The organism is Zemynaea arenosa (assembly GCF_004614185.1).
Lineage (GTDB): Bacteria > Pseudomonadota > Gammaproteobacteria > Burkholderiales > Burkholderiaceae_D > Telluria > Telluria arenosa.
Genome location: NZ_SPVF01000067.1, coordinates 47,977 through 55,229, shown reverse-complemented (window position 1 = coordinate 55,229; position 7,253 = coordinate 47,977). Strand labels below are relative to the sequence as shown.

General features: G+C 67.5%; 7 protein-coding genes and 1 pseudogene. 4 read left to right on the top strand and 4 right to left on the bottom strand.

Annotated elements, in window-relative coordinates; translation table 11 throughout:
* Positions 1-66: 66 nt before the first annotated feature.
* A complete protein-coding gene (astC, locus tag E4L96_RS04585; RefSeq protein ID WP_135206045.1) occupies positions 67-1,320 on the bottom strand; it encodes an acetylornithine/succinylornithine family transaminase in 1,254 nt (417 codons plus the stop codon).
* A gap of 131 nt (positions 1,321-1,451) precedes the next feature.
* Complete coding sequence (locus E4L96_RS04580; protein WP_135206044.1) at positions 1,452-2,213, bottom strand: DeoR/GlpR family DNA-binding transcription regulator; 762 nt, start codon at positions 2,211-2,213, stop codon at positions 1,452-1,454.
* Between the two features lie 69 nt (positions 2,214-2,282).
* Between E4L96_RS04580 and E4L96_RS24215 the strand changes: the two are divergent.
* Positions 2,283-2,849 (top strand): annotated as a pseudogene (locus E4L96_RS24215) (NUDIX domain-containing protein); the annotation flags it as partial.
* 592 nt (positions 2,850-3,441) lie between these two features.
* On the opposite strand, the gene E4L96_RS04570 reads toward E4L96_RS24215, so the two are convergent.
* The gene (locus E4L96_RS04570) at positions 3,442-4,389 is read right to left on the bottom strand and encodes a GlxA family transcriptional regulator (protein ID WP_135206042.1); all 948 of its coding nucleotides are present in this window, start codon (positions 4,387-4,389) and stop codon (positions 3,442-3,444) included.
* Between the two features lie 28 nt (positions 4,390-4,417).
* On the bottom strand, positions 4,418-5,332 hold the full coding sequence (locus tag E4L96_RS04565) for a DMT family transporter (protein ID WP_135206041.1): 915 nt from the start codon (positions 5,330-5,332) through the stop codon (positions 4,418-4,420).
* A 117-nt stretch (positions 5,333-5,449) separates the two neighbouring features.
* Between E4L96_RS04565 and E4L96_RS04560 the strand changes: the two genes are divergently transcribed.
* From E4L96_RS04560 to E4L96_RS04550, 3 genes are all read left to right on the top strand, one after another.
* Positions 5,450-5,911, top strand: a complete 462-nt coding sequence (locus E4L96_RS04560; RefSeq protein WP_135206040.1) for a MarR family winged helix-turn-helix transcriptional regulator — start codon at positions 5,450-5,452, stop codon at positions 5,909-5,911.
* Entirely contained in the window at positions 5,908-6,189 is a 282-nt protein-coding gene (locus E4L96_RS04555; protein WP_135206039.1) for a hypothetical protein, read from the top strand. Before E4L96_RS04560 ends, E4L96_RS04555 begins: the two co-directional genes overlap by 4 nt.
* 116 nt (positions 6,190-6,305) lie before the next feature.
* Positions 6,306-7,139, top strand: coding sequence for an HDOD domain-containing protein (locus E4L96_RS04550; protein ID WP_135206038.1), 834 nt, complete (start codon positions 6,306-6,308; stop codon positions 7,137-7,139).
* Positions 7,140-7,253: the final 114 nt, after the last annotated feature.

Here is a 7,253-nt window from a genome sequence, read left to right as displayed (position 1 = left end):
CCACCCGGCATTGCAGGCCGCCGGGCCGACCGGCAGCGCATGCCGCCAGGCCCACCGGAAGCCCGCTTACTTGGCGGAGGCCGGGGCCAGCACCGCGTCGATGGCCTTGCGCAGCAGCGCGTCGGCTTCGGCGATCTGCTCGTCGGTCACCACCAGCGCGGGGGCCATGCGGATCACGTCCGGGCCGGCCACCAGCAGCATCAGGCCGAGGGCTTCAGCCGCCTTGGTGAAGTCCTTGGCGCGGCCCTTGTAGGCATCGGCCAGGGGCAGGCCAATCAGCAGGCCGGCGTTGCGCGGCTCGCCGAATACCTCGGGGTAGTCGGCCTTCAGCTTGCGCAGGTTGGCGACGATCTTGTCGGCCGCTTCACGCACGCGGGCCAGGAAGGCCGGCTGGTTCACGGTCTCGATGACCTTCAGCGCGACGGTAGCCGCCAGCGGGTTGCCGCCGTAGGTGGTGCCGTGCGAGCCGACGCCGAAATGCTTGGCGATGTCGTTGGTGGTCAGCATGGCGCCGATCGGGTAGCCGTTGCCCAGTGCTTTCGCCGAGGTCAGGATGTCCGGGGTCACGCCATGGTTCATGTAGGCGTACAGGGCGCCGGTGCGGCCCACGCCGGATTGCACTTCGTCGAAGATCAGCAGGGCGCCGGTCTTGTCGCACAGCGCGCGCAGCTCCTTCAGGAAGGCGGTGTCGCCCGGGATCACGCCGCCCTCGCCCTGGATCGGCTCCACGATCACGGCGCAGACGTCGTCACCGATCGCGGCGCGCGCGGATTCGATGTCGTTGTACTTGATATGGTCGATGTTCGGCGGCAGCGGCTCGAAGCCTTCGGTGTACTTCGGCTGGCCGCCGACGGACACGGTAAACAGGGTGCGGCCGTGGAACGAGGACAGGCAGGACACGATGCGCGACTTGTGGGCGCCGAATTTCTCGTGGCCGTACTTGCGGGCCAGCTTGAGGGCTGCTTCGTTGGCTTCCGCGCCGGAGTTGCAGAAGAAGGCGCGGTCGGCGAAGGTGGCTTCGGTCAGGGCGAGGCCGAGGCGCAGCACCTGCTCATTGGTGTAGGCGTTGGAGAGGTGCCAGACCTTGTGGGCCTGCTCGGTCAGCGCGTGCACCACGGCGTCCGGGCAGTGGCCCAGGGCGGAGACCGCGATCCCGCTGGTGAAGTCCAGGTAGCGCTTGTCGTCCTGGTCCCACAGCTCGAGGCCCTTGCCGCGCACGAGGATCATGGCCGCCGGCGCATAGGTGGGGACGATGACTTCGTCGAAAGTCTGCCGGGAGACAGGGCGGGTGGTGGCGCTGGAATCGAGCATTGCGGTCATGGGGCTTCCTCATCCATTTCAGGTTGATCAATGGTCGGGCCATTATAGGAAACGCATCTGCGGGATTCTTTTGAAATGGCGACAGGCATTTTCAGTTTTGCACGTGTTGTCGAACGTGCATGCCCGCGGATTTATGCCTCCGCGAAGGTCAACGCAAGCCCGCGGTCGTGCAATGGCTGGGTGAGCTCGTCCGGGGCGCCGGCGGGAAGCACGATGCCGCTGACATCCTGCAGGCCTACCACCTTGTAGGGCGCGGCGGTGCCCAGTTTTTCGGAGGAGGCCAGCACGATAGTCTCGGCGGCGGCGCGGCACAGGGCGCGCTTCACGCACGCTTCTTCGTAATCGCCGGTGGACAGGCCGGTGTCCGGGTGCACGCTGGTGACGCCCATGAAGTAAGTGTCGGCGCGGATCTGCGCGATCTGCTCGATGGTGCCGGCGCCCACGTTGACCATCGAGTGGCGGAACAGGCGGCCGCCCAGCATCACGACCTCGATGGCCGGATGGCCCATCAGCTCCATGGCGATGGACGGGCTGTGGGTGACCACGGTGGCCTGCAGGTGGCGCGGCAGGGCCCGCACCAGCTGGGCGCAGGTGGTGCCGCCGTCCACGAAGATCACCTGCCCCGGCTGGACCATGGCAGCGGCGGCGCGGCCGATGGCGGCTTTGTCATCGGTGGCGATGTCCTGGCGTGCGGTGAAGTTGCCGAGCGCCGGGCTGGCGGGCAGTGCGCCGCCGTGCACGCGCTGGAGCAGGCCGTCGCGCGCCATCTCGCGCAGGTCGCGGCGGATGGTGTCCTCGGAGACGTTCAATTCCTCGCTCAGCTGGCGGGCGACCAGGCGGCCGTCGCGCTTGAGGAGGTCGAGGAGGTGCTGCTTGCGCTGGCGGGTCAGCATGCGGGTTGTCCTTGACATTGCACGATCATGCACGATAGTTTACACGAAATTGCATGAATTGGAGATTTCGTGAAAGCTTTGGTAGAGATCAGGAATGTGGAACTGCTGTCGGATGACTGGGGCGTGTTGAAGAAGACGACCTTCGCCCTGCCCGGCCGCGACGGGGTGCGTGTGGAGCAGACGCGCGAGACCTATGACCGGGGCAATGGGGCCACCCTGCTGCTGTACAACCGCGCGCGGCGCAGCGTGGTGCTGACGCGCCAGTTCCGTCTGCCCGCGTGGGTGAACGGGCATGACGGGTACCTGATCGAGACCGCGGCGGGGCTGCTCGACGGAGCCGCGCCCGAGGAGCGCATCCGGGCGGAAGTCGAGGAGGAGACGGGCTACCGGGTGGGCGCGGTGCGGCGGCTGTGGGACTTGTTCATGAGCCCCGGCAGCGTGACCGAGCGGCTGCACTTCTTCGTGGCCGAGTACGAGGCACAGGACCGCGTGAGCGCGGGCGGCGGCATCGCGGAGGAAGGCGAAGACCTGGACGTGCTGGAGTTGGGGATCGACGCGGCGCTGGGCATGATCGGCAGCGGCATCGTCGATGGGAAGACGGTGCTGCTGCTGCAGTACGCCGCCCAGCACCTGTTCGCCCCGCGCGCGATGATGATCCTGATTGCCGGCCCATACCGCTCCGGCACCGGCGGCGATCCCGCCCTCATCGCGCGCAATGTCGAGGCCATGGAGGCCTGCGTGCTGCCGCTGTACGAGGCCGGACACCTGCCCGTTCTGGGCGAATGGCTCGCCCTGCCGACCGTGCGCCTGGCCGGTTCGCGCGCCGACGGCGACGCCATCTACGACGCCTTGTTCCATCCCCACGCCCAGCGCCTGCTGTCCCGCTGCGACGCCGTCCTGCGCATCGGCGGCGCCTCGTCCGGCGCCGACCTGATGGCGGAAACCGCCCGCAGCCTGGGCAAGCAGGTCTTCACCTCGATGCTTGACATCCCGCCCGCCACCTGACCCGCCAGCCAAGCCGAACCGCGTAGAACGTGCCGCCACGGACGCGGTTCTGCTTCCTACCCCTCTTTCCCGCTTTCCGCCCCGCCGCTCCGGATCTTTCCCACAGCCCGCACATAGCGCGTCCGCCGCAAAGGGCGCCGAAATGTGACGCCAGCCGCCCCGCCGAAACACTTGGGGACGTACCCCGGCGTAGAGGGGTAGGAATCGGCTCGGGCGCGCGGCGTTACTGGCCGGCGAGCTTGCGCTGGCGCTCTTCGCGGGGGGTGTTGCCGAACAGCTGGCCGAAGGCGGTGGAGAAGTGGGAGCCGGAGGAGAAGCCGCACATCAGGCCGACCTGCACGATCGAGTGGCTGGTGTCGCGCAGCAGCTGGCGGGCGCGCTTGAGGCGCAGTTCGAGGTAGTAGCGCGAGGGCAGCGAATCGAGGTACTGCTTGAACAGCCGCTCCAGCTGCCGCCGCGAAATGCCGACCAGCTGCGCGATGTCGTCGGTCGACAAGGGCTCTTCGATGTTCGCTTCCATCAGCGTCACGGCCTCCGTCAGCTTCGGCTGCAGGGTGCCGAAGCGGGCCTGCAGCGCCACCCGCTGGCGCTCCTGCGGGCCGCGCACACGGTCCACGCACAAGGCCTCCTTGATCTGCGCCTGCACGCCCGCGCCGAACAGCGACTCCACCAGGGTCAACGCAAAATCGATCGACGCGGCGCCGCCGCAGCATGTCAGCCGGTGGCCATCCACCTCGAACAGGTGCGGCGTGAAGATCGCGTGATCGGCCACGGTGTCCACGTCCGCGTAGAGGGACCAGGGCAGCGCGGTGCGCGCGCCATTCAAGGCGCCGCTGTCGGCCAGCCACAGCACGCCCGCACCCACGCCACCCCAGAACGGCGCGGCGCGGCAGCGGTCCACGATGGCGCGCAGCTGCGGGGGGCGCAGCGCGGCCTGCGCCTCGTCGGCCACCAGCAGCACCAGGTGCCAGTGATGGCGCGGGGCGTCGGCGGCGAATTTGTCGGGACTGCGCACGTCCACGTGCAGCCGCTCGGGCCCGAGCAGCTTGGCCGCCATGCGCAAGGGCTGGTACACGCCGGACCAGGTCAGCGCATCCGCCTCGCCGGCATGCACGAGCAGGACACGCAGCGGACGTTCCTGCGCCAGCAGCGCGATATCGTCAGGCCGCACGGTCGTCAACAGGGATGGGAAGGAAGGCTCATTCGGGAGCGAGGCTGGCCGCTGGACGGCTCTCGGTATTCCATTGGCTGACTATCATACCGGAGATCAGCAGGGCCGCGCCGAGCCAGCCGCGGGCCGTCAGGGTCTCGTTGATCCAGAAGTAGCCGAAGACGGCGGCCGCTCCCGGCTCGAAGGCGTACATCACGGCCGCCTCGTTGGCCGTGGTGTGGCGCTGGCCCCAGCTTTGCAGCGAGATGATGGCCGCGGTGCAGATCACGCCCAGCCAGGCGAAGTTGAGCCAGTGCTGCGCGAGGCTGCGGCCGATGTATTCCCAGTAGTCGTTGTAGTCATTAGGCAGGTCGACCGGGGTGCGCGGCACTTCGTGCAGCAGCAGCCACACGGCCGCGCACACGCACACCGTCACGATCTGCGCGGCGGTCAGCGTCATCAGGCTGGTGGCCTGCTGCGTGCGGGTGGCCATCATGCGGATGTAGAACCCGTAGCTGACCGCGCAAGCCAGCGACAGGGTATCGCCGAAGGTCCAGCGCCCGCCGTCCCAGCACAGGGCCGCAAGCCCCAGCACCGAGAGCACCAGCGCCAGCACGATGCGCTTTTCCACGCCGCGCCCGAGGAACACGCCGATCAGCGGCACGAACACGCAGTTCAGGCCCGTGATGAAGGCGTTGCGGTTGGAGCTGGTCAGGGCCAGCCCCTCGACCTGGAGGGCATAACACAGGTACAGCAGCAGTCCGAGCACCGCGCCGTTGACGATGTCGCGCCGCGTGCCCCGCACCAGGAACGGCAGCAGCAGCACGCTGGCGATGGCAAAGCGCACGAACACGATCCACGCCGCCGAGAAGTGGACGGTCAGGTCCTTCATCGCCGGGAAGGTGGTGCCCCACACAATGGTCACGAGCAGGAGGGCGAGGATGCCGCGCAGGTGCTGGGTCATGAACTGGCTTTCGGATGTCGCTTTGATGTTGAAGGATCGCCGCGCTGACGCGTCTGGCAAGACCGGCAATGGTATCACCGGCAGCAAAATGGCGTGGACCGCTATAATCTGTGAACTATGGGTGAACGGTACTTAAAAAGTGTCCGCCTGCTGGCCGAGTGCATGCAGGGCTTCGAACGCTTTTCGGGCGTGTCGGTGCGGCGCAGTGGCCTGACCCACGCGCAGTTCGACATCATCGCCACCCTCGGCAACACGCCCGGCATGAGCTACAAGGAGCTGGGCGAGAAGACCCTGATCACCAAGGGCACGCTGACCGGCGTGATCGAGCGCCTGGAAGCCAAGGGCCTGGTGGCGCGCACGCAGAGCAGCGACGACAAGCGCTCGTTCTTCGTGCGCCTGACGCCGGCCGGCGACGCGGTGTTCCACGACGTGTTCCCGAAAGTGGTCGCGGACGGCAAGCGCCTGTTCGCGTCGTACACCGAGGCCGACTATGCGGCACTCGAAACGACCCTGGCGCGCATGAAGGAGCAGTTGGCCCACACACCCCACCCCGATGAAGAAAAAGAGGAAAACCATTGAAAACCGTCCTGCTCGAAGGTAAGAAACCAGCCAAGTACGACCGCCAGATCGTCGCCAACATCCTGCTCGACGCGGCGCCCGAAGCCGAGGTCCGCCAGGAGAAGATGCTGATCGGCCTGCGCAACGAGGCGGGCGAGATCTACCGCCTGATCGGCGCGGCCCGCCCCAACAACTTCATGAACGCGGTGGAGGAACTGACCGACATCGGGCTCGAAGACGAGCTCAGCGATGCGGACGGCCCGCAGGACGGCTACGACGCCATCTTCAGCGCCGGCTGACGCCGCACGGCCATAGGCCCCCGCTATGGGGGAAGCCGTGCCGCCCAGCCAAAAATAATGCCGTGCAGCACCAATTGCCCGGTTTTTGAGCATGGAACCGGGTTTATAATTTCCGTATGGATAGACCCGACGTATTCAAGCAGATTGCCGCGCAGGCTGCGCGGGGCGAACTGGCCTTTCCGACCAGCGTCGAAGCCTCGCTCACCCTGCAGCGCGCACTGAACGATCCCGATTGCCACATCGAGGCCGCCGCCCGCCTGGTGCAGGCTGAGCCGGTGCTGGCCGCGCGCACCGTAGCGCTGGCCAATTCGGTGGCCTACAACCGGGCCGGCAACGAAGTGACCAGCGTGCGCAGCGCGGTGCAACGGGTGGGCTTCCGCACCCTGGGCGCGCTGGTCGCGGCCGTGGTGGTGCGGCAGCTGGACAGCAAGATTGCCAACCCGGCCCTGCGCGCCAAGGCCGACCAGCTGTGGCAGCACTCGGCCCATGTGGCGGCACTGGCCCAGGTCATTGCCCGCAAGGTGGCGCAGGTGGACCCGGAGACGGCCCTGTTCGCAGGCATCGTGCACGAGGTGGGTGCGTTCTACCTGCTGTCGCGCGTGGAGGAATTCCCGGGCCTGCTGGACGGGGATCCGGAGGAATGGATCGAGCACGGCGAGATCGAGATCGGCCGCGCCGTGCTGCTGAAACTCGGGGTGCCCGCCGCGGTGCTGGAGGCCGTGGAGGCGCTGTGGAACGGCATGCGCGCCCTGCCCCCGGAAACCCTGGGCGACACCCTGATGCTGGCCAACGACCTGGCCCCGGTCGCCTCGCCCCTGCATGAGCGCCCCGGCGCGGCTGGCCCGCAGTCGGCAGCGACCATCGACTTCGTGGTCGGCGAAGGCACCCTCGCCAGCATTCTGGCCGAGTCCGCCGACGAAGTGCGCTCCCTCACCGCCGCCCTGCTCTGACTGTCCAGCACCAAGGGATCAGAAAACGGCACGCTTCGTTTTGGATGCGATCAATTGTGCCGGCTTGACGACCCGCTCGCGAAGTAGGAAGCTGTTTTTCTACTCTATGCAGGA